Raw genomic sequence first — 19,429 nt, 5'->3', positions numbered from 1 at the left:
CTCAGCGGTCCCGCGGGTCGACGATCTCGATATCGGCGTCGATATACGGCTGTTCGGTGGACACGTGTGGCGTCTGCCGGGGCTCATCGAGCAACACGTCCGGCTCGTCGCGCCCGGCGTTCACGTCGGCGGCGGCGGCCTGATCGCGCTGGGCCGCCGCGGCCGCCTCCCGCATCTCGATCGCGTCGGTGACCCACTCGCCGATCTCACGGGTCACCTCGGCGACGGTGCTCGTGATGATCGTGGCGATATTGCCGACGTGCCGCGCCCCGGACGACGTCAACTCCTGGATCAGATCCTTGTTGCTTTCGAACTTTCCGATCATTCACACGCCCGCTTCGCTAGGATGCCGCTCTCGCATCACGATAACACCTGGCTGCGGGGCATTCTTGGCGAGCGCCGGCGGCAGCGCGAGCCGGAACAGCTTCATCCACACCTCGCCGACCTGCTTGCTCAGCGGGCCGGTGTTGTAGGGCAGGCCGTACTTCTCGCACAGCGCGCGCACCTCGGGAGCGATCTCGGGGTAGCGGTTGGCCGGCAGGTCCGGGAACAGGTGATGCTCGATCTGATGCGACAGGTTCCCGGACATGATGTGGAACAGCTTGCTGCCGGTGATGTTCGCCGAACCGAGCATCTGCCGCACATACCATTCGCCGCGGGTCTCCTCCGCGGTCTCCTCTTCGGTGAACGTCTGTACGCCCGCCGGGAAGTGGCCGCAGAAGATGATCGAATAGGCCCAGATGTTGCGGACGATATTGGCGGTGGCGTTCCCGGCCAGGGTGGACAGGAACAGCGGCCCGCTCAGCAGCGGGAACACCACATAGTCCTTGAGCACCTGCCTACCAGCCTTGCGCAGTTGCCCCTTGGCCAGCTTCTTGATGTCGGACCACTTGCGCTTGCCCTTGACGATGTTGTCGGCCTCGAGGTCGTGCAGCATCACGCCCCACTCGAACAGCATCATCAGCAGGAAGGCGTACGCCGGGTTGCCCAGGTAGTACGGGTTCCACGGCTGCCCTTCGTCGATGCGCAGCACGCCGTACCCGATGTCCCGGTCGCGGCCGTGGATGTTGGTGTAGGTGTGGTGCATGTAGTTGTGCGAGTGCTTCCACTGATCGGCCGGGCAGACCGTATCCCATTCGAAGACACGGGAATTGAGCCCCGGCTCACGCATCCAGTCCCACTGGCCGTGCATGACGTTGTGGCCGATCTCCATGTTGTCCAGGATCTTCGACACGCTCAGCGCGGCGACGCCGGCCAGCCAGAACGGCGGCAGGAAACCCAGATACATCAGGCCGCGGCCGGCGATCTCGAACCCGCGCTGCGCCTTGATGATCGAGTAGATGTACTCCCGGTCGCGCTCGCCCAGGTCGGCGGTGATCCGCTCGCGCAGCTCGTCGAGCCGGCGGCCGATCTCCTCGACCTGCTGCGGGCTGAGCACCAGCGGGCCGTCCTTGGTCTCGGTGAGAATGGTCATAGTTGTTCTCCCCTTTCAGATTTCGATGTCGACGTCGCCGACTGCGGCACTGATGCAGAGCTGGATGGGCTGATCGGGGTCGCCGTCCAGCTCGCCGGTGCGCAGGTCGCGGGTGCAGCCGGACCGCCGGACGGCGGTGCAGGAGAAGCAGATTCCCATCCGGCAGCCGTATTCCGGGGTGAGCCCGGCGGATTCGGCCTGCTCGAGCAGGCTGGCGCCGGCATTGGCCTGCTGCACGCCACTCGCCGAGAAGGTCGTGGTGCCGGTGACGTCCGCCGGGTCCACCGGCGTGGTCGAGATGATGAATTCCTCACTGTGCAGCCGGTTTTCGAGTCCTTCGGCCTGGTAGACCCGGCGTACCGAGTCCATCAGCGCGGGCGGGCCGCAGACGAAGGCCTCCCCGGTCGCGAACCACGGCGCCAGCTGCTCCACCGTGTCGTAGTCGAAGTGGCCGACGGGGCGCGCCTCGGCCGCGACCGGCGAACCCAGGCGCTCGCCCGCACCGCGGCTCGGGTAGCGCAATTCGATGTGGAAATTGCCGTGCCGCTCGGCGATGTCCGTCAGTTCCGTGCGATGCGGCACTGCCTCCGGCGCCTTAGCGTAGTGCAGGAATACCACGGCGCCCGGGTGCTTCTCGCGATCGAGCGTGCGCAGCATCGACAGCACCGGCGTGATGCCGCTGCCGCCGCTGATCAGCAGGACCTTGTCCGGCCGCGGATCGGGCAGCGCGAAGGTGCCCGCCGCGGGAGCGAGATCCACCACCATGCCGGGGGCGGCGTGACGGTAGAGATACTGCGACACCAGGCCGTGCGAATGCGCCTTGACCGTCAGCCGCAGGCGTCGGCTCCCGCGTCCCTGCGCGTCGACCGGCGAATAGCAGCGGGTGTGCTTCACGCCGTCGATCAGCACTCCGACCTGCACGTACTGTCCGGCGCGGTGGCCGGTCCACTGCCAGGTCGGGCGCAGTGTCAAGGTCACCGAATCCGACGCCGAGTGCCGCACGTGGGTGATCTCGGCGCGCATGTCGCGCAGGGTGAGCGTCGGCCGCACCAGTTCGAGATAGCGATCGAGCGGGTGCGGCGAAGTCAATGTCTGCACCAGGTCGATGAGTCCCACCATTCGGTTCTCCCAGAGCCTCGACGTAACCACTAAACTTTCGGTGCACATCTGTACACTCAGATAGTGTGCCTGCTGGTGCCATACAAGTTCAACCAGCAGATGCTGTGACCGAGGCAACATCCCTAGGAGAGTACGAATCGTGAACGGATGTATGCTCAGCGATGTGAGTGAGCAGGTGGAGTCCCGAGTCGAGCGCAAAGAGCGCACGCGGCAGGCCCTGCTGGAGGGCACGCTGGCGCTGGCCGCCGACCGTGGCTTCGCGGCCCTGTCCCTGCGCGAGATCGCGCGCTCGGCCGGCATCGTTCCGACCGCGTTCTACCGCCATTACGCCTCGCTGGACGAACTGGGCACCGCGCTGGTGGACGAGGGCGTGCGCCAATTGCGCCTGGCCCTAAGGGAATTGCGGCGCACGCCGGATGCCAGGCTCGCCGAGACCGTGCGTTTCGTCTTCGGCCAGGTCGCGGGCCGGGAGGCGCTGTACGGCTTCCTGATCCGGGAGCGGCACGGCGGTTCGGCGGCGCTGCGCACCGCGATCGCGGTCGAAATGCAGCTCATCACCCGGGAGCTGGTGGTCGATCTCTCGCGGGTCAGGGCCCTGGACACCTGGTCGCCCGACGATCTGGAGCTGGCCGCCGACCTGATCGTGTCCACCGTCGCCGACCACATCGCCGACTACGTGGCCGCCGCCCTGCGCGACCGCGTGGACATCGTCGACCGCACGGTCCGCCAGGTCCGCATGATCGCCCTCGGCATGGCCGCCTGGCGCTCGTCGACCTGAGGCGCGGCGATATGGTGGCGGCCGCATCAACCACCGCCACCATGGGAGAAGTCCGCGTGACCCGCGTATCGATCGAAGAGTTTCCGGTAGCCGACGGCGGTCCGTACGCCGTGACGACAGGGCCGGACGGCGCGCTGTGGTTCACCTTGGTACACGAAGGCCGGATCGGACGGCTGATTCCTGGCGGTGCCGCGGACTATCATCGCCTCGCGCCGGACTGTGGTCCGACGATCATCACGTCCGGTCCCGACGAGGCGCTCTGGTTCACCGAGTATCGGGCCCATCGGATCGGCCGAATCACCGTCGACGGCTCGATCACCGAATTCTCCTTGCCTACAAAGGATTCCGGCCCGTTCGGGATCGCCGCCGGACCGGACGGGGCGTTGTGGTTCACCGCCACCGCCGCGGACCGGATCGGCCGGATCACCACCGCCGGTGCGGTTTCCGAATTCCCGCTGCCGCGCCCGGGTGCGTTCGCGTCGGCCATCACCGCGGGGGCCGACGGCGACATGTGGTTCACCATGAACCAAGCCGACGCGATCGGACGAATCGGGATGGACGGCGCGATCACGGTGCACCCGTTGACAACTCCGGGCTCGGCCCCCGTGGGCATCACCGCGGGACCCGACGGCGCGGTGTGGTTCGTCGCGATCGCGGCGGGTTATATCGGGCGCATCACGCCGGACGGCGAGGTGACCGAGTTCCCGCTGCCCGACCCCGAAGGACGGCCGCACGCGATCACCGCGGGTGGTGACGGCCGGCTGTGGTTCACCGAGTGGGCCGGTAACCGGGTCGGCTCGATCACCGTCGACGGAGTCATCGAAACCCACGACCTGCCCACCGCCGGCGCCGAGCCGCATGGTATCGCACCGGGTCCGGACGGCGCGCTGTGGACGGCGCTGGAAAACGGAGCGCTGGCACGCATTACACCGTGACGGAAGTCTTCACCGCGCCAGCAGGGCGCGCAGTTCCGCGGTGATGCGGTCGGGGTCCTCCTCGGCCATGAAGTGTCCGGAGGTGACGGTGGCGTGGGCCAGGTCCTTCGTCCAGGCGCGCCACCGGGCGGCGGCGTCGAAGCCGAGTGCGGCGCCCCAGTCCTGCTGTAGGACGGTCACCGGCATTCGCAGGAGGTTTCCGGCGGTGCGGTCGGCGCGGTCGTGTTCGAGGTCGGCCGTGGCGGAGGCGCGGTAGTCCGCGACGATCGAGGGCACGGCGGCGCGGCAGGCGTTCAGGTAGGCGGCGCGGATATCGGCCGGTACGGCGTCGGGGCGCAGGCTCCAGATGTCGAGGAAGTGGCCGAAGAAGGCGTCCGGGGAATTCGCGATCAGCTGTTCGGTCAGGCCCGGCGGTTGCGCCATGAGGTAGAGGTGGAAACCGACGGCCGCATCGACGCCGTGCATCACGTCCCACATATCGAGCGTCGGCAGGACGTCCAGGCAGGCCACATGAGTGATCGTGTCGGGGTGGTCCAGCCCCGCCCGGAAGGCGACCAGCGCGCCGCGGTCGTGCCCGGCGAGGGCGAACCGTTCGTGGCCGAGCGCGGCGGCCAGCGCGACGATGTCCGCGGCCATGGTCCGCTTGCTGTACGTGGCCTTGTCGATCTCGGCCGGTTTGTCGCTGGCACCGTATCCGCGCAGGTCCGGGCAGATGACGGTGTGGTCGGCGGCGAGCCGGGCGGCCACGTGCCGCCACATCAGATGGGTCTGCGGGAAACCGTGCAGCAGCACGATCGGACGGCCGCGCCCGCCGATCGCGGCGTTGAGTGCGACACCGGGCGCGACCGGCACGCGGCGATACTCGAAATCGGGGATGGTCGGTGTTTCCATGAATCTCTCTCGTCGGGACGGATCCGCCGGACCGGCGGGCATCATCGACTGTGCCGCGGGCGAATCAGCATCCGATCAGCACCGAGGTCAGTGCGTCATTCGATGGTTCAGCGCGGTGACAGACGGTAGGGAGGCGGCATGCGGCAGGTCACGTTCGGCGTGCTCGGGCCGGTGACCGCGTGGGACGCCGACGGCGGGGCGCTCGGGTTGAAGGGGCCGCGGCATCGGGCGGTGCTGGCGCGATTGATTGTGGCTCGCGGGCAGTTGGTTCCGGTGTCGCGCCTGGTGGAGGACCTCTGGGAGGACCCGGCCGCGGGTGCGGTCGGCGCGATCCGCACCTTCGTCGGCGATCTGCGGCGCGTGCTCGAACCGGATCGGCCGCCGCGTGCCGCTCCGAGGCTGCTGGTGACCGAGGGGCCCGGTTACGCACTGCGGGCGCGGCCGGACGCGGTCGATTCGTGGCGTTTCGAAACGGCCGTCCGCACGGCGGCCGAGTTGCCGCCCGCGCAGGCGCTCCAGCGGCTGGACGACGCGCTGCGATGGTGGCGCGGCCCGTCCTACGCCGAATTCGCGCACGAAGATTGGGCCCGGACCGAGCGCGCCCGGCTGGCGGAGCTGCGGTTACATGCCGTCGAACAGCATGCCCAGGCCCGGCTGGCATTGGGCAGGGCAGCCGAGGTGATCGCTGACCTGAACGCCCACCTGACCGACCACCCGTGGCGCGAAGAGGCGTGGGCGCTCCTGGCGTCGGCGTTGTATCGGTCTGGGCGCCAGGCTGATTCGCTCGCGGTACTGCGCCGCGCCCGCACCGCACTGGCCGACGAACTCGGACTCGACCCCGGCCCGCGACTACGCCGGTTGGAGGCCGACATCCTGTCTCACCATCCGCGCTTGGAACCGCGGCCGAGTCCGGAGACCGCGGCGGCCCAGGTGTGGACGGAGGCCACCGCGGCGTACGACCGGGCCGTCTCCGCCGGATCCCGAGCCCGGCTGGATTCGACGGTGGGCCTGCTCCGCAACCTCGCCGTCACCGGCGGCACCGGCCTCGAACTGGCCCGGGAGCATCGGATGGCGGCCATCACGGCCGCCGAGGAGTTCGGTGACCCGGAGCTGACCGCCCGGGTGATCGGCGCCTTCGACGTCCCCGCGATCTGGACCCGCAGCGACGACCCGCGGCAGGCCGAGCAGGTGGTCGCCGCGGCCGAACGCACGCTGTCCGCGCTGCCCGGCGACGAACCGCACGACCCCGCGCGCTGCCGTCTGCTCGCCACGATCGCTGTGGAGATGCGCGGCAGTCGCTCGCCGCGGGGGCCGGAGGCGGCGCACCGCGCCGAGGAGATCGCGCGGCGACTGGATGATCCCGCGCTACTGGCTTTCGCTCTCAACGGGAAGTTCATGCAGTCGTGCACCCGCGCCGGTCTCGCTTCACGGCGCGGCGAAATCGGTTCGGAGCTGGTCGATCTGGCGGCCAGGCACGGACTGGCGTCGTTCGAGATTCTCGGACATCTGATTCGCGTGCAGGCGTGCGGCGCGCTCGGCGATTTCGCTGCCGCGGATCGTCATGCCGCCACGGCAGACCGCTTGGGCGAACGCTACGAACGGCCGTTGACCGGCGTGTTCACCGAGTGGTATCGGGCGCTTCGACTCGCCGCCACCGGTTCCGAGGCCGACGCGGAGGCCGCGTATCGTGGTGCCGCGCAACGTCTGGACGGCGCGGGGATGCCCGGGGCGGAACGCGGCCTACTCCCCCTGGCGTTGCTGTGCCTGCGGCTGTCCGGCGGCGCGGTGTCCGCCCGCGCCGCCGCGGAATACGTTGATCCGCAGGAAGATTGGGGACCGTACCGGCCTTGGATAGAGCCCTTCGTCGCGCTTCGGGAGAACCGCGACGCCGACGCGAAGGACGCCTTGCATGCCCTGCCGGAGCCGCCCGCGGATCTCATGTACGAGGCGCAAACCTGCTTGGAAGCGGTCGTCGCGCTGGCGATAGACGACCGAAAAGTGTTGCGCCGGGCACATACTCGCTTGTCACCAGCCACCGCCGAACTGGCGGGCGCGGGCAGCGGCATGATCAGCCTCGGGCCGGTGCGGGACTGGCTGAACCGAATTGCTCACGCGCTCAGTTGAATACGCGCGTGGCCGAGGCCGATCCGCACCGGCTCGTCGTTCGGTGGCTTGTCAGCGGCTCAGTTCGGTGGTGATGGTGTCGACGAAGTCGGGCAGGTCGTCCGGCTTGCGCGAGGTGATCAGGATCCAGCCGTTGTGATCGCAGCGCATCACCGACTGGTCCACCCATTTCCCACCGGCATTGACGATGTCCGTGCGCAGCGACGGGTAGGACGTCAGCGTCTTGCCGGGGAGCACCTCGGCGTCCACCAGCAGCCACGGACCGTGGCAGATCGCGGCGATCGGCTTGCCCGCCGACTTCACGGCACGAACCAGTTCGCGGGCGCGGTCGTCGGTGCGCAGCGTGTCGGCGTTGACCGTGCCGCCGGGGACGACCAGCACGTCGATGTCGTCGGGCGCCACGGCATCCAGGGTGACGTCGGGCTGCACCTGCTCGGCGGGCTCCAGATCGTGGCGATACGTCTGTACCGCTTCGCCTTTCATCGCGGCATGCCGCACCTGAGCGCCGCGTTGGCGCAGCTGGTCGCGCGGCACCACCAACTCGTCGTGCTCGACCCCGGCATTGGAGGTGACGATCAGGACGCGCGCACCCTCGAGTTCTGCGGACACAGTTACCTCCTCTTCTCGGCTACCTGTGCGATCTACCCGGCGCGAAACCGCCCAAACGACGGCACGCGCCGGGATTGATGACAGCAACTGACATAAGCGCTACGCTGATGACAGCGGCTGTCATAGGCCGCTCTCGCACCGCGGTGCGAGCCCCGAACTCATCGCAGGAAGGTGTTTCACCATGCGGGTATTCGTCACCGGAGCGTCCGGGCACGTAGGTTCCGCCGTGGTCCCGGAACTCCGCGCCGCCGGGCACGAGGTCGTCGGCCTGGCTCGTTCGCAGCGCTCGGCCGACGCGCTGGTCGCCGCGGGCGCCGAGGTGCATCGCGGCGACCTCGACGCTCTCGCCGGTCTGGCCGCCGCCGCGACCGCCGCGGACGGCGTGATCCATCTGGCGTTCAAACACGAGAACATGCTGTCGGGCGATTACGCCGGCGCGGCCGACGCCGACCTACGGGTTGTCCAGGCGTTCGGCGAGGCCCTCGCGGGCACCGGTAAACCGCTGGTAATCACGTCGGGTACAGGGATGCTCGGCGCCTTGCAGCGGACCGGCACCGAGGCCGACGCGCTGGAATCCGGGCCGCGCATCGACGCGGAGAACACGGTCGTCGGTTACGCGGACCGCGGTATCCGATCCAGCGTCATCCGGCTCCCACCGACTGTGCACAGCGACCTGGACCACCACGGTTTCGTCCCGACCCTGATCGCCATCGCCCGCGAGAAGGGCGTCTCCGGCTACGTCGGCGACGGCGCCAACCGCTGGCCCGCCGGCCACACCCGCGACGCCGCCCACCTGTACCGGCTGGCCCTCGAATCCGCCCCCGCCGGCTCCCGCCTGCACGCCGTCGACGACGAGGGCGTCCCCCTCCGCGACATCGCCGAAACCATCGCCCGCCACCTGAACATCCCCGCGGTGAGCATCCCCCCGGAGTCCGCCCCCGCCCACTTCGGCTTCCTGGCCCCCATGGTCACGCTGGACAATCCCACCTCCAGCACCCGAACCCAAGACCTCCTCAACTGGAAACCCACCCACCCCAACCTCCTCGAAGACCTCGACGCGGGGCACTATTTCCGGCTCCCGAGCGAATCCTGAACGTGCGGGGCGATCCGACCGCTGAACCGGTGGGATCGCCCACATCCGTTCCGTCGCACCAACTTTCGTGTGTCACATTCCGACACCGTCCCACACCGACAACCGCGCCGACCGATTCGCGTACCGCCACCGATGCGTTCGTGCTACCTGCTCGTAGTCACGACATGCCTCGCCGAACCGAGCGTCCGCATCACTGTCCACGCACCGACTGAACCTGGTCCGCGTCTCGTGCACGACGGACCAACTGATCGCGAGTTCATCGACCGCGAGGGCGTATTCCCGATCCCCGCCGACGGCGGCGGCAATGCGGTCGATCAGCGCATCACCGGTAACGAGGGCAAGATCCACATCCAGCGCGTGCAATGCTTCCGCGCCGGATTCCAGGTGAGCGATATTGCCGGAGGCGGCGTCGATCCGCATCGCATGCACGCTCCTCGGCGCAAACCAGGAGTCGAACGTGGCCAGAAGCCATGCGGCACGGAGAATGTCGACCTGCGGGTGGTGCGGGTCGAACCGTCCGTCCATGGCATCCAACAGGTCGCCGACCACCGGGATCATCATGATGCTTCGTCCTCCTCACTCCATTGCTCGATGGCGGCAGCGGTCCGAGCCAGAACGGTTCCGGGAGGCCTCGACACCGGATCTCTCGCAAATCCGTAAGAGCCAGGAATGCGTTGCGGCAGGCGCGTTTTGGAAGTATCCGCCGAGCCGTTCACCGCAGCATCGGACGCGGGCATGTGGCGGGATGGCTGTATCGGCAGGAACAAGGCCGCGCCAGTGACCGCTGCCAGCACCGCGACCAGACTGATAATCAGGATCATTCGACACCTCGAGGTCGGTTCTTCAGGTGCCAACGAAGGTAGATTCGGCACCGAATGCTGCCGGGTACATTCCGTACCCCTGGCCGCTTCGCTAGCCTTGATCTCGGGGGCGACGAGCGGAGGGCGTTATCGTGAACGGCGAGGACAGCCTGGCGATCGGCCGGCGAATCAAGTTGCGGAGAGAGCGCGCGGGGATGTCGCGGCCGGTTCTGGCCGGTTTGATCGGCAAATCGGCGGAGTGGTTGAAGGCTGTCGAGAACGGCCGCTTGCAGACTCCGAGGCTTCCCATCCTGCTGCGAATCGCCCAGGCTCTCGAAATTCGAGATCTCGCCGAACTGGCCGGTGACGGTCACGCCGTGCCGGTGGCGGTGTTCGCAGGGGAACGCCACGCGGCGCTGACCGAGGTACAGAACGCGCTGACGGACTTCCGTGCGAGCCCGTCCGGCAGGCGCACGCAGCCGCAGCATCTGGCCGAACGGTTGCGGCAGGCGTGGCAGATCCGGCATGCCAGCCCGGACCATCGAACACAGTTGGGTGCGTTGCTGCCAGGGCTGATTCGCGACGCGCAGACGGCGGCGCGCACGCCCGGTGCGGAACGCCGTACGGCCCGCAAGATCCTGGCCGGGGTGTATCAACTCGCGGACTTCTACGTCGCCTACCAACCTGCCCCGGAACTGGTCTGGATGGTCGCCGACCGCGGACTCAACGAGGGCTACGAGGCCGACGATCCCTACGTGATCGCATGCAGCGCATGGTCTATGGTGCAGGCTCTGCGAGATTCCGGTCGGTGGGAAGAAGCGATCGGCCTGGCTCACGATTCGATCGACCGTTTGACTCCCTACCTCGATCGGCCGGGAACATCCGACGATTGGCGCGGTATCGCGGGAGCGCTCGATGCCGAGATCGCCTACGTGCACGCGCGTCGAGGCCGACATGGAGACGCCTGGCGCTACTGGGCACGCGCCGACCGCACCGTCAGACTGCTCGGCCCGTCGTATCGGCATGTGCAGACATCGTTTTCGCAGCCCGTGATGGCCGCGCACGCGGTGACCCTCGGCGTGGAGCTGCGCCGTTCCGGAGAAGCGTTGCAGGCGGCACAGACGTTCGACGCGGAGCGGATCGTCTCCGTACCCCGCCGCAGCAGGCATTTCATCGAAGTCGCCCGCGCTCATCACCGCCGCGACGATGCGGTCGCCACACTCGCCTTGCTGTCGAAATCGGAACGGACGGCTCCGGAAACCATCCGATACAACGGTTTCGCACGGGACCTGCTCCGCGGTCTACTGAAGTCACCCCCTTCGGGAATGCGAGACGACGTGCACGCTCTGAGCGAGCGCGTCGGCGTGGCGGCTTGAAACGCGGAGTCTCGAGATAACGAGAGCGGCCGTGTCGCAATGCATTACGTGACCAGGTGCGGAAAACACGGGACCGACGGCTGCCAATGGGCCTACACTTGGTAGGTGGGTCGGGAGCAGTGGGAGACGCCGGAAGAGCAGGCTATTCGTCGGAAGAACCGGCTGCGGCTGGCCGTCGTGGGGCCTATCGCGATTTTGATCGTGGCGATTGCGGTGATCGCGTATGTCCGCAATCCGGAGGATACCGATTCGGCGGCGACGGCCGCGCCCGCGTTCGTCGGGGCGTGGCAGGGGGCCGCCGACAACGGGCGTGAGACCTTCGATGTCGTCTTGACGATCAATGGCGAGGGTTCCGAACAGGCCGCCACTTCGTCGCATACCAATACGGCCACGGGCGCCCGTTGCGACCGAGTGGAGCGGGTAGTCAGCGCCTCCGAAACCGAGCTGACCCTGACCGCCGAATCGGTGACCGGCACGGACTGCGACAAGGGTGCGCAATCGACGATTCAGCTGCACACCGACGGGTCCCTCGCCTACCGCACCGGCGCCGTCGGCAGCACCATCAACGGTGTGCTGCACAAGGTGTGAGTCAGGCCGTCGCCTCGGCGTGATACCGATCGAAATGCTCCTGCCAGGGCCGGGCGCGCTCATCCGGAGACATGGCGAGCAAACGGTTCAGCTTCTCCCAGTCGGAATCCTGTGCGGGAGTGAGTATCTGGACCCAGGATCCGCTCATCGACGGTAGCGACATGCTGGTCATGACAACCTCCATATCACCGCTGGCGACATTGCGGACCATGCGATACCGGCCCAACGGCGAGGCGACGTCGTTACGCGCCCACAGCGCGGCGAAACGCGCACTGCGCGCGCACATGTCGTCGATGAACGCCACCCACTCCGGATCGTGCAGATTCTTGGCGTAACCGCTCCGCAGAAACCCGACCATACGGCAGACATGCTCGGGCTGACCGGGATACGGATTGCAGCACTCCTCGGTGAAGAACACCTTCCTAATCACATTGCGCTCACCCCGGATGAACCCCGGGCACAGCGCCGCATAGGCCTCGTTGTGCGCCAGCACGTCGTACCGCCCCGACAGCAACACGGCCGGCAGCGGATACAGGTGATCCAGAATCACCTGCAACTCTTCGGGAACCCCCTCCTCGACATGCCAACTCGGCACCGTCGGCACATCCGCGAGTCGATAGAGATGGGCGCGCTCCACGGCATCCAGGGCCAGCGTGCGCGCGATCGCGTCCAGCACCTGCACACTGACATTGATGTCGCGCCCTTGCTCCAGCCAGGTGTACCAAGTGACCCCGACCCCGGCCAATTGGGCGACCTCTTCGCGGCGCAACCCCGGCGTACGCCGCCGCGGCCCGGACGGCAGCCCCACATCCTCGGGCATGATCCGAGCCCGGCGAGTCCGCAGAAACGCCGCCAACTCGGTACGCCGCACCTTCCGCACCGTCCGGGACTCCGCAACCATGCACCCATCCTCACCGACCACCGGGCCGGTATCCAGGTGCTGCCACTACCAGTATGAGCAGGCTCCTGTTACCAGGATCCGACACGCTTCCCCAAGACAGGAACGTTGTCCGCGCCGATACCCGCCTCACTTCTCCCGCGCAGGACCACGCTTCGGACCGTCTCTCCCCGCCCGAGCGTCGAGGAACAGCCGCAGGACGGTGATCGCTCGGCGAGCACGCACGCGATCACGCGAGAACAAGGCAACCGCTGCCGCGAGCAAAACCGCGACCGCATCGCTCGACCTGCGGACAGCAGCGGCAACGGCCAGACAGGCCACCGGAGTGACCGACAAAAGGACCATGGGCGCAGACATGGGCGTTGTTCTCCTGGCATGGCGAAGAAACAACGTCAGCTGCGCGAACCCCTACAGAAGTGGACCGCGAGCGGCAGCACCCCCACAGGGGGAAGACAGTTGGCGAGGACAGGACCGATTATGACACCTTGCCGTCGGTTGGGCTAACCCCGGAATCAGGGTCATAGGCGGCGAGCGTTACCCACGCCTGTCTCGCGGCGCTCTGTTGCGCCTGCTTCTTACTGCCACCGTCGCCCTCACCGACGAGCACGCCGCCGACCGTCACCGACGCGGCGAACCGACGCTCATGGCGCGGGCCACGATCCCGCACTCGGTATTCCGGGACACCCCACCGCCTACGCGCCGTCAACTCCTGCAGATCCGTTTTCCAATCCGGACCGCCGCCGGAGTTGCGCATGGCCGCGGCGACCGACGGCTCGAATAGCTGTGCGACCACCCGCGATGCGACCCCGACGCCGTACTGCAAGTAGATCGCCCCGGCGACCGCTTTCAACGCACCGGCCAGGATGCTGTCCTTGTCCCGGCCGCCGGTCGCGGCCTCCCCTCGCCCCAACCGGATGTACCGCCCCAGTCCCCCCGGCAGAAATCGACGCGCGACCCCGGCGGTCGCACGCATATTGACCACCGCGGTCCGCAACTTCTCCAGATCATCCTCCGCCAACTGCTGATTTCTGCGGTAGAGCACCTCGGTCACCGCCAGGGACACAACGGCACTGCCGACGAACTCCAGCCGCTCGTTGTGCTCTTGTCCGCTGTGTTCGTAGGCGAAGGAACGATGGGTCAACGCGCACAGGATCAAATCCGCATCGACGGCCAAACCGGTCGCTTCGGCCACCGCGGCAACACCATTCGGACGATCACCAACTCGCATTTCGTCTCCCCATCATCGCGAAGGCCCCGCAACCAGGTGCTCTCACTACCAGTATGAGCAGGCTCCTGTTACCGGGATCGGAAGCGGCGCAGGCTCGGCGGCATGACACGAACGCTGCCTGAAACTCCATCGGCGACCGGCGTATCGGCGCTGTCGTCCGGCCGGTCGCTGACCGTTCTCGCCGTGATTCTGCTCGGGCAGTTCATGGCGGTTCTCGATGCCTCGATCGTCAATGTCGCGATTCCCTCCATCCGCACCTCGCTCGATGCCAGCGGGTCGGCGTTGCAGCTGATCGTGTCCGGTTATGTGATCTCCTACGCCGTACTGCTGGTGACCGGTGCTCGGCTCGGGGACAAGGTCGGCCAGCGGACGATGTTCCTGACCGGGCTGGCATTGTTCACGGTGGCCTCGCTCGCCTGCGGCCTGGCGTGGAATACGTTGGCGCTCATCGTGTTCCGATTCATTCAGGGTGTGGGTGCGGCGACCATGGTGCCGCAGGTGATGACGCTGATCCAGAAGACGTTCAGTGGTGGCGCGCGGGCGCGGGCGCTGTCGGCCTATGCGGCGGTAATCTCCGGCGCGATGGTGGTGGGGCAGATCGTGGGCGGTCTGCTCGTCAGCGCCGATATCGCCGGAAGCGGTTGGCGCGGCGTATTTCTGGTGAACGTGCCGATCGGCCTGGCCCTGCTGGCGATCGCGCCGGGAGTCCTTCCCGCCGCCGTCCGTGTCGAGCGCAAGCTGGATCTGGCCGGACTGTCCGCACTCACCCCGGCCGTCCTGCTGCTGGTACTGCCACTCGTCCTCGGCCACGAGCAGCACTGGCCGGTGTGGACCTGGATCGCGCTGGTCTGTGCGGCAATCGGTTTCGCCACCTTCGCCCTCGTCGAGCGCCGCGTGCACCGGCGCGGCGGCGAACCGCTGTTCTCCGATCGCGTGCTGCGCGCGCCCGGTCTGGTCCTGGTCGCGGGCACGCTGTTCGTGATCATGGCCACCTTCAGCGGCTGGCTGTTCGCCACCGCGATCCACCTGCAAGGCCCGCTCGGATACTCGGCACTGCACGCCGGTCTGCTGTTCATCCCGTTCGGCGGCGTCTACGCGCTCGCCGGCTTGAATTGGCAGCGGATACCGAAACGCCTGCAGCCGTTCACGACTCCGGGCGGTCTGGTGCTCGGCGCCGTGACGATCGTGCTGCTCGGCCTGCGCCTGCGTGACGGTCACGCCATGGGAGCGCTGGAGTTGACGATCTTCGGCGTGACCGGTCTCGGCTTCGGAATCGCGTTCAGCCCGTTGATGACTCGGGCGCTGAGCAAGGTCCCGCCCGCACTGGCCTCCGACGCCAGCGGCATTCTGGTGACCAGCGTGCAATTGGGCATCGTGGTCGGCATCGCCGGTTTCGGCTCGCTGTTCCTGAGCCAGGCCGGCGCCACGGCCTTGTCCGCGGCACACGCCGTCGGCGTCACCGCCGTGGCCGAAGGGATAACAGTGCTGGTGGCAAGCGTTTTGGCGGCCCGCGCGGTGCGGTAAAACCGGCAGAAGGGCACCCCGCGAGACTCCGCGAGGCACCCTTCCCGTATCCGAGCTGGTGCGAGCACCGCCTCCGATGGTACAGAGAAATTCGGAATCTCTCTCTACCGCAACAAATCACCCACAATATTGCGGCGGCGACGTCATCGCCCGCGTATCGCGCGGCGGCAGAATGGGTTCGTCCGCCTCCGCCTCCGCGCCGTCCTCCACCAGCCGCCCCCGCGCCAGTTCGGCGTTCAGCCCCGCGCCGAGCAGCGCCGCCACATTGAGAATCCACAGCCACACCAGGAAGATCACCGCCCCGGCCAGAGATCCGTACACCTTGTTGTACGAGCCGAAATGCGCCACGTACACGCTGAATCCGGCCGAGGCGACGATCCACACCACCACCGCCAGCACACTGCCCGGCGTCAGCCACCGGAATCCCGGCTGCCGCGCGTTCGGCGCGACCCAGTACAGCAGGCTCACCACCGCACCCATGAGTACGGCGACCACCGGCCACTTCGCCAGTGTCCACGCCGATTCCACGAACGACCCGCCGCCGAGTCGATGCACGACGGCGCTGGTCGCCAGGCCGACCACCGCGCACAGACCGATCAGCACCACGAGCGCCGCCGTGACACCGAGGCGCATCGGCACCGTCTTCCACACCGGCCGCCCCTCCTGCACCTCGTAGATCCCGTTGGCCGCGCGCACGAACGCGCCGACGTACCCCGACGCGATCCACATCGCCACGGCCAGACCGACGAACGCCAGCGGCCCGGCGAGTTGCTGGGTGCCCTGCAATTCGTTCACCACGTCCACCAGCAACTCGGTGCCCCGGCCCGGCCCCAGCTCCCGAATGGCCCCGATCAGCGGAGAGGTGGCCGACGGCCGCAGCAGGCCCACGAACGCCGTCAGCATGATCAGGCCCGGAAAGATCGAGAGCACACTGTAATAGGTGAGCGCGGCTGCCCTGTCGGTGACGGTGTCGTCCCACAGCGCCACACCCAGCCGCCGCACGGCCGTCCACCACGTGCGCTTGTGCAGCCCGGTGGGACCCGACGACCAGTCCACCGGCGCGTCGCCGCGCCTTTTCGATCCGTTCACCTGCGCCTCCTCACCGGGGCGCGATACCCGAATCACGGAGATCACAAACTACGCCGGCACCGGGTGAGCGGCCTACGATCGATGAGAACCGCTGCGCCGGAATGACAACGAACACACCTGTTTGAGATCCCCGCGGCGGTCTATGTACTTCACGGAGGCGGCCCGCCGGGCCGCGCGTGAAGACGGTGAGGAGAGGTCGGCGTGGCCTGGGAGCTGGGTTGGCTGGTACCTGTGTCGGTGACGGCGATAGGTAGCGCGGCGGTTGTCGTGATCGCGATGTACTGGGTGTTCGTGGTCGGATACGAACGCCAGATCCGCGCCCGCTTCCGTGGCGGGGTGGCCCGCCGCCGCTGGGACTCCCACTACGTCGGCATGTGATCGGAGGAGCGAGACCCCGATCGATTTCCGGCCGTGGCGCCCTCCCGCCGCACATCGTTGCCCGATGTGCACGGCGAGGCAGTCGCCGCGCCGCAGATCCCGCAGCAGGCCACATCACAGCGCTCTACGCCGGTACGCTCGCGCGACGGCACAGAACAGGAGTAACGCATGGATTCGAGTGACGAAGTCGCCGAGCCGGTGACGCCCACCCGGACCATCGGCGTGCGGATACCGGCGGATTTCGAGGATCTGGCGCTGCTGCGCGCCGTGACCGAAACCGTCGCCCTCTTCGCGGATTTCGCGATGGATCAGGTCGTCGACATCCGTCTGGCCGTAGAAGAGGTCGCCACCGCACTAGTGCAGGACAGCGTGCGCGACACCGAACTCGACTGCGCGTTCGAGTACGACCGTGCGGGCATGCGCGTGCGGGTCGCGGCGGTGACCAACTCGGACAAGGGTCCCGACGAGGGCGGCATGGGCTGGCACATCGTGTCGACCCTGACCGACTCGCTGACGACTTCGGTGGACCCCTACGACTCCGCCCTCGGCGGTCATCGCGCGATCATCGAATTCTGTTGCACCGCGGCGGTCACCGATGGCCGATGACCGCAACACGCCGCGGCGGCCGCGGCGCTCCACCCCGGACAGCTACGACAATATCGAGCCGCTGTTCGTCCAGCTCCACGCGCTGGACCCGGACGACCCGCAGCGCCGGGCGCTTCGCGAAACCATCATTTCGCGATGCCTGCCGGTCGCGGAACACATCGCGCGCAAGTTCTCCGGCCGCGGCGAGAACTTCGAGGATCTGGTGCAGATCGCGCGGGTGGGGCTGGTCGCGGCGGTCGACCGCTTCGACCCCGCAGTCGGCAGCACCTTCCTCGGCTACGCGGTGCCCACGATCATGGGCGAGGTACGCCGCCACTTCCGCGACTACACCTGGGCAGTGCGAGTTCCCCGGCGGCTCAAGGAGATCCAGATCAAGCTGGGCCCGGCGACCGACGACCTGACGCATCGGCTGGGCCGGGTGCCCACGGCGCGCGAGATCGCCGAGGAACTCGAGGTCGACCTGGCCGAGGTCACCCAGGCGCTGATCGCGCGCAACGGATATCAGGCCAGTTCGCTCGATTCGGCCACCGAGAGCGACGAGGGCGGCTCGTCACTGCTGGACACCCTCGGCACGGAGGAGCCACAGTTCGGCGCCATCGATAACTATCTGGCCGTCAAGCCCCTGCTGGCCGCGCTGCCCGATCGGGAACGCCGGATATTGTCCATGCGATTCGGCGACTCGATGACCCAGCAGCAGATCGCCGAACAGCTCGGCTGTTCGCAGATGCAGATTTCGCGCATTCTCACGAAAACCCTGAAGAAATTGCGAGATCAGGCACTGCAGGAGTAAATCAAACCGCTTCGAATGCTTCGTCCACCGTGGTGCAGAGATTGAGCAACTCCGACAACCCGGTGACGGTAATCGGCCGGGAGGTCGCCGGCTTGTCGGCGACCACCCACAGCCGGGCGCCCTCGGGAGCCGACCGGGAGCAGCCGGCGAGAACCGCCAGCCCGGCCGAGGCGAGAAACGTCACAGCGGTGAGATCCACGATTGTCGCGGGCGGCTGTGGGCCCTCACTCCAAGCGGTTTCGATGGCTTCCCGTAGCACCGGTGCGGTGAGAACGTCGATCTCGCCGCTGACGCGCAGAACCGTCGCTTTGTCCTGCGTGTCGGCGACGATGTGAATACGCGTCTCGCTGGAGTTGTCGGACACTGCACGATTCTGTTCCGGGGCGCTATCGGTCACGCCTGGCAGTTTACGTTGTATCCACGGCGGACGGGAACCCGATCCGGGATGTGGCGCTCATCGCCGAGCGAGCAGGGCCTCGAGCCGGTCCAGCAGGGCCTCGAGGGCATCTTCGAACTCTTCCAGCGAACGGTCCTGCGCCAGCATCGGTTGCAGCCGCCGCAGTTGCGGGTAATCGGACAGGTCCCGCTCCGGTTCCGGCCGCGATGCGGAATCCGCGCGCGGCGCCGGGGTGCGCGCGGATACTTCCAGCAGTAACTGCCCCAGCAGGAATGTCGTGTAGGACCGATACGCCACCACCGCGGCGATATCGTCGAAACCGTAGGACAGCAACGTATCCAGGAACGTTTCCATCCACTGCAGGCTGCGCAGCGGCGGCCGCACCCACGGCGCCTCCGGCGGGCGCGTGGCCACCAGCGGGAACAACTCCGGATGGTCCAGCGCGATCTGCCGCACCCCGTGCGCGAGTCGCACCAGAAAATCCTGCCACCCGTCCTCTCGGCGGCGGGCCGCGAGCTGATCGGTGCGCAAACGGTCGACCAGATGATCCACGATGCCGCTGAGCAGGTCTTCCCGGCCGTGCACGTACCGGTACAGGGCCATGGCCTCGACCCCGCATTCCGCACCCAGCCTGCGCATCGTCAACTTGTGCAGGCCTTCGCGATCGACCAGGTCGATAGCCAATTCCAGGATCGACCGGCGATTCAGTGGCGGGCGCGGTTCATCGGGCAC

General features: G+C 67.6%; 22 protein-coding genes. 10 read left to right on the top strand and 12 right to left on the bottom strand.

Annotated elements, in window-relative coordinates; genetic code table 11:
- Window position 1: 1 nt before the first annotated feature.
- Genes ACFMRZ_RS30055 through ACFMRZ_RS30045 form a run of 3 tightly spaced genes read right to left on the bottom strand, consistent with a single transcriptional unit; the run spans window position 2 to window position 2,593 of the window.
- Entirely contained in the window at window positions 2–325 is a 324-nt protein-coding gene (locus ACFMRZ_RS30055) for a hypothetical protein (RefSeq protein WP_280365173.1), read from the bottom strand.
- Window positions 326–1,474 carry an acyl-CoA desaturase gene (locus ACFMRZ_RS30050; RefSeq protein ID WP_280365171.1) on the bottom strand — a complete coding sequence of 383 codons (1,149 nt, stop codon included), beginning with the start codon at window positions 1,472–1,474 and terminating at the stop codon, window positions 326–328.
- Between the two features lie 15 nt (window positions 1,475–1,489).
- Window positions 1,490–2,593 carry a ferredoxin reductase gene (locus tag ACFMRZ_RS30045; protein ID WP_400181653.1) on the bottom strand — a complete coding sequence of 368 codons (1,104 nt, stop codon included), beginning with the start codon at window positions 2,591–2,593 and terminating at the stop codon, window positions 1,490–1,492.
- Between the two features lie 163 nt (window positions 2,594–2,756).
- Between ACFMRZ_RS30045 and ACFMRZ_RS30040 the strand changes: the two genes are divergently transcribed.
- Both ACFMRZ_RS30040 and ACFMRZ_RS30035 read left to right on the top strand, forming a co-directional pair.
- The gene (locus ACFMRZ_RS30040; protein WP_400181652.1) at window positions 2,757–3,371 is read left to right on the top strand and encodes a TetR family transcriptional regulator; all 615 of its coding nucleotides are present in this window, start codon (window positions 2,757–2,759) and stop codon (window positions 3,369–3,371) included.
- A 56-nt stretch (window positions 3,372–3,427) separates the two neighbouring features.
- Window positions 3,428–4,306, top strand: coding sequence for a virginiamycin B lyase (locus ACFMRZ_RS30035; protein ID WP_400181651.1), 879 nt, complete (start codon window positions 3,428–3,430; stop codon window positions 4,304–4,306).
- A gap of 9 nt (window positions 4,307–4,315) precedes the next feature.
- Here ACFMRZ_RS30035 and ACFMRZ_RS30030 read toward each other — a convergent pair whose 3' ends face one another.
- Window positions 4,316–5,197 (bottom strand): alpha/beta fold hydrolase, encoded by an 882-nt coding sequence (locus ACFMRZ_RS30030; RefSeq protein ID WP_400181650.1) that lies wholly within the window; start codon window positions 5,195–5,197, stop codon window positions 4,316–4,318.
- Window positions 5,198–5,335: 138 nt separating this feature from the next.
- Here ACFMRZ_RS30030 and ACFMRZ_RS30025 point away from each other — a divergent pair, with 138 nt between their 5' ends.
- Window positions 5,336–7,321: a BTAD domain-containing putative transcriptional regulator gene (locus tag ACFMRZ_RS30025; RefSeq protein ID WP_400181649.1), complete on the top strand. Its 1,986-nt coding sequence runs from the start codon at window positions 5,336–5,338 to the stop codon at window positions 7,319–7,321.
- Window positions 7,322–7,372: 51 nt separating this feature from the next.
- On the opposite strand, the gene ACFMRZ_RS30020 is transcribed toward ACFMRZ_RS30025, so the two are convergent.
- The gene (locus ACFMRZ_RS30020) at window positions 7,373–7,930 is read right to left on the bottom strand and encodes a type 1 glutamine amidotransferase domain-containing protein (RefSeq protein ID WP_280276968.1); all 558 of its coding nucleotides are present in this window, start codon (window positions 7,928–7,930) and stop codon (window positions 7,373–7,375) included.
- A 181-nt stretch (window positions 7,931–8,111) separates the two neighbouring features.
- On the opposite strand from ACFMRZ_RS30020, the gene ACFMRZ_RS30015 reads away from it, so the two are divergent.
- Entirely contained in the window at window positions 8,112–9,023 is a 912-nt protein-coding gene (locus tag ACFMRZ_RS30015; RefSeq protein ID WP_400181648.1) for an SDR family oxidoreductase, read from the top strand.
- A gap of 72 nt (window positions 9,024–9,095) precedes the next feature.
- Here the strand turns inward: ACFMRZ_RS30015 and ACFMRZ_RS30010 are convergent, their stop codons facing one another.
- A complete protein-coding gene (locus ACFMRZ_RS30010; protein WP_400181647.1) occupies window positions 9,096–9,584 on the bottom strand; it encodes a hypothetical protein in 489 nt (162 codons plus the stop codon).
- On the bottom strand, window positions 9,581–9,844 hold the full coding sequence (locus ACFMRZ_RS30005) for a hypothetical protein (RefSeq protein WP_400181646.1): 264 nt from the start codon (window positions 9,842–9,844) through the stop codon (window positions 9,581–9,583). The genes ACFMRZ_RS30010 and ACFMRZ_RS30005 overlap by 4 nt, the downstream gene beginning before the upstream one ends.
- Before the next feature lie 131 nt (window positions 9,845–9,975).
- Between ACFMRZ_RS30005 and ACFMRZ_RS30000 the strand changes: the two genes are divergently transcribed.
- Both ACFMRZ_RS30000 and ACFMRZ_RS29995 read left to right on the top strand, forming a co-directional pair.
- On the top strand, window positions 9,976–11,199 hold the full coding sequence (locus tag ACFMRZ_RS30000; protein ID WP_400181645.1) for a multiprotein-bridging factor 1 family protein: 1,224 nt from the start codon (window positions 9,976–9,978) through the stop codon (window positions 11,197–11,199).
- Between the two features lie 105 nt (window positions 11,200–11,304).
- Window positions 11,305–11,787, top strand: a complete 483-nt coding sequence (locus tag ACFMRZ_RS29995) for a hypothetical protein (protein ID WP_400181644.1) — start codon at window positions 11,305–11,307, stop codon at window positions 11,785–11,787.
- Between the two features lies 1 nt (window position 11,788).
- Here the strand turns inward: ACFMRZ_RS29995 and ACFMRZ_RS29990 are convergent, their stop codons facing one another.
- Window positions 11,789–12,688: a helix-turn-helix transcriptional regulator gene (locus ACFMRZ_RS29990; RefSeq protein ID WP_400181643.1), complete on the bottom strand. Its 900-nt coding sequence runs from the start codon at window positions 12,686–12,688 to the stop codon at window positions 11,789–11,791.
- Between the two features lie 472 nt (window positions 12,689–13,160).
- The gene (gene rnc / locus ACFMRZ_RS29985) at window positions 13,161–13,877 is read right to left on the bottom strand and encodes a ribonuclease III (protein WP_400181642.1); all 717 of its coding nucleotides are present in this window, start codon (window positions 13,875–13,877) and stop codon (window positions 13,161–13,163) included.
- A gap of 138 nt (window positions 13,878–14,015) precedes the next feature.
- On the opposite strand from rnc, the gene ACFMRZ_RS29980 reads away from it, so the two are divergent.
- The gene (locus ACFMRZ_RS29980; protein WP_400181641.1) at window positions 14,016–15,437 is read left to right on the top strand and encodes an MFS transporter; all 1,422 of its coding nucleotides are present in this window, start codon (window positions 14,016–14,018) and stop codon (window positions 15,435–15,437) included.
- Between the two features lie 117 nt (window positions 15,438–15,554).
- Here ACFMRZ_RS29980 and ACFMRZ_RS29975 read toward each other — a convergent pair whose 3' ends face one another.
- Window positions 15,555–16,526: a YihY/virulence factor BrkB family protein gene (locus tag ACFMRZ_RS29975; RefSeq protein ID WP_400181640.1), complete on the bottom strand. Its 972-nt coding sequence runs from the start codon at window positions 16,524–16,526 to the stop codon at window positions 15,555–15,557.
- A 201-nt stretch (window positions 16,527–16,727) separates the two neighbouring features.
- On the opposite strand from ACFMRZ_RS29975, the gene ACFMRZ_RS29970 reads away from it, so the two are divergent.
- The 3 genes from ACFMRZ_RS29970 (at window position 16,728) to ACFMRZ_RS29960 (ending at window position 18,300) form a co-directional block, all read left to right on the top strand.
- Complete coding sequence (locus ACFMRZ_RS29970; RefSeq protein WP_280271514.1) at window positions 16,728–16,904, top strand: hypothetical protein; 177 nt, start codon at window positions 16,728–16,730, stop codon at window positions 16,902–16,904.
- Window positions 16,905–17,072: 168 nt separating this feature from the next.
- Complete coding sequence (locus ACFMRZ_RS29965; protein ID WP_280271513.1) at window positions 17,073–17,510, top strand: anti-sigma factor; 438 nt, start codon at window positions 17,073–17,075, stop codon at window positions 17,508–17,510.
- Window positions 17,500–18,300 carry an RNA polymerase sigma factor SigF gene (locus tag ACFMRZ_RS29960; RefSeq protein ID WP_400181639.1) on the top strand — a complete coding sequence of 267 codons (801 nt, stop codon included), beginning with the start codon at window positions 17,500–17,502 and terminating at the stop codon, window positions 18,298–18,300. The genes ACFMRZ_RS29965 and ACFMRZ_RS29960 overlap by 11 nt, the downstream gene beginning before the upstream one ends.
- 1 nt (window position 18,301) lies before the next feature.
- Here the strand turns inward: ACFMRZ_RS29960 and ACFMRZ_RS29955 are convergent, their stop codons facing one another.
- Window positions 18,302–18,697 (bottom strand): anti-sigma factor antagonist, encoded by a 396-nt coding sequence (locus ACFMRZ_RS29955; protein WP_280365144.1) that lies wholly within the window; start codon window positions 18,695–18,697, stop codon window positions 18,302–18,304.
- A gap of 57 nt (window positions 18,698–18,754) precedes the next feature.
- A complete protein-coding gene (locus ACFMRZ_RS29950) occupies window positions 18,755–19,429 on the bottom strand; it encodes a TetR/AcrR family transcriptional regulator (protein WP_400181638.1) in 675 nt (224 codons plus the stop codon).

This window comes from Nocardia sp. N2S4-5, from assembly GCF_044628355.1.
Lineage (GTDB): Bacteria > Actinomycetota > Actinomycetes > Mycobacteriales > Mycobacteriaceae > Nocardia > Nocardia wallacei_B.
The sequence above is the reverse complement of the archived record's forward strand: the minus strand, read 5'-3'. Positions and strand labels throughout refer to the sequence as shown.